Origin of the sequence: Tepidiforma sp., assembly GCF_034432735.1 — a bacterium.
In the GTDB taxonomy this organism is placed as follows: domain Bacteria; phylum Chloroflexota; class Dehalococcoidia; order Tepidiformales; family Tepidiformaceae; genus Tepidiforma.
Genome location: NZ_DAOUBJ010000080.1, coordinates 1 through 1,853 on the forward strand (window position 1 = coordinate 1; position 1,853 = coordinate 1,853).

Here is a 1,853-nt window from a genome sequence, read left to right on the forward strand (position 1 = left end):
CAGTACGACGACCGCGATGCCCTCCATCTGCCCCCGCTGCGGGACGGACTACCGGCGCCGTTCGAAAGGGTTTCCTTCCCCCATCCGTCCCCACCGCACGGGCTTCCAGAAAGGGGCACAGGTGCTCGCTGCGAGCCTCTTCCGGGAGATACCGCAGGCAAAGCGAACGGATCGCAAGCTGGTAGTGTTCTCGGACAGCCGCCAGGACGCCGCCAAGCTCAGTGCCGGCATGGAGCTCGATCACTACCGCGATATGGTGCGGCTCGCACTCCTCGATGCCTTTCGCAAGTTCTGGCCGACACTGCTGGCGTTCACCCGCGAGATCACCGAACGCTTCCCCGATCGACGTTCCGAGCTGGCCCGCGTCAACCCCAAACTCTACGCTGACCTGCTGGCGTCACCGCCGATCGCCAATCCCGGCTTCCGCGACCTTCTCGGCGCCGAAGCACAAAACGAGGCGTATCGCTGGGCGATGGGCTTGGACCCGAACAACAAGCCAGCACGCGAGGAGTGGGAGCGCCTCCTGCAGGACTATCCCGGACGGGTGCCATTCGGGCGCATCGTCTTGGCAGTGGAAAGGGCGCTGCTCGAAGCGGGAATCTGCCCCGGCGGAGCGGCGTTCGAGTCCGTATGGATCGACGACGCGAAAAAGAAGCCCTGGCACCAGCTCTACAACTGGGGTGCTGATGGGCCGCAGCGTCGTGACCCGGTCGAGCCAGAGGATCAGCGACACGAACAACGTCTGCGGTCCGCCCTCGAAGGCGAACTCCTTTTCACTGCGTTCCACCACATGGCTCGCGGCTTCGAGGGGCTGGGCGAGGGGCGCATGACCTATCGCCCAACACCCGGCGCGGGGCCGGAAGTTGTCCTCGCCGCCGAGGCTGTGATCCGCATGCTTGGCGTTCGCCACAGGCACACACGAAGTGACTATTACCAGGTAGGGGCCAAGGACGACTTGCCACCGAAGATCACCGGCCCATATCTCTCCGCGATCGGGGTTTCGGCCCAGGAGGTAAAAAAAGAGCTCCTGAACGCAGGAGTCGGCATTGCTTCGGAATCGGGCTTGGTCCTCCTTCCGGAAGCGCTTTACCTGGAGCTGCCGCCATCGGACCTATCGACCGTGTATCGGTGCCCGCGGTGCCGCGCGACATTCCTTCTGAACTACCGATACTGCCCGGATTGCCGCCCCTCGGACCGCGAGCGCCTACCCGAGCTGCGAAGCGAGTCCTTCACGCGCGACCAAGACTACTACCTCCGATTGGCGACGGGATTCGACGGCCGTCCCTTCCGGATGCGCTGCGAAGAACTGACGGGTCAGACCGATCTCGACGAGCGACCCACGCGTCAGCGCCGCTTCCAGGAAATCTTCATCGATACCGAGACCCCCCTCCCCGAGGGTATCGACGTCTTGAGCGTAACGACGACCATGGAGGCTGGTGTCGATATCGGTGCGCTGAACGCGGTGCTCTTGGCCAACATGCCCCCTCGGCGGTTCAACTACCAGCAGCGCGTGGGGCGCGCAGGCCGCCGAGGGAACCCCTTGTCGTACGCGGTGACCTTCTGCCGCGGACGGAGTCACGACGACTTCTACTTCCAGCGCCCCGAGTCGATCACCGGCGATCCGCCACCACCGCCCTACCTCGACACCTCGAGCATGCCCATTTTTCGCCGCGTCGTGGTGAAGGAGGCGCTCCGGCGCGCGTTCGCTGCTGCCCGGCAGGAACTCGGGAAGAGCGCTCCAGGCGGCCGCGAAAGTGTGCACGGTGAGTTCGGCGATGCGAAGGAATGGCCGGTCTTCGAGCCCCACGTGCGGCAGTGGTTCGCCCGCCCCGAAGCCCGCGAGGAGCTGCTCA

1 protein-coding gene is annotated in these 1,853 nt (G+C 65.0%); it reads left to right on the forward strand.

The features are described 5' to 3' along the window. Positions 1 to 121 precede the first annotated feature (121 nt). Positions 122 to 1,853 (forward strand): helicase-related protein (locus VAE53_RS08005; RefSeq protein WP_322818847.1); only part of this gene is annotated, 1,732 nt, incomplete at its 3' end.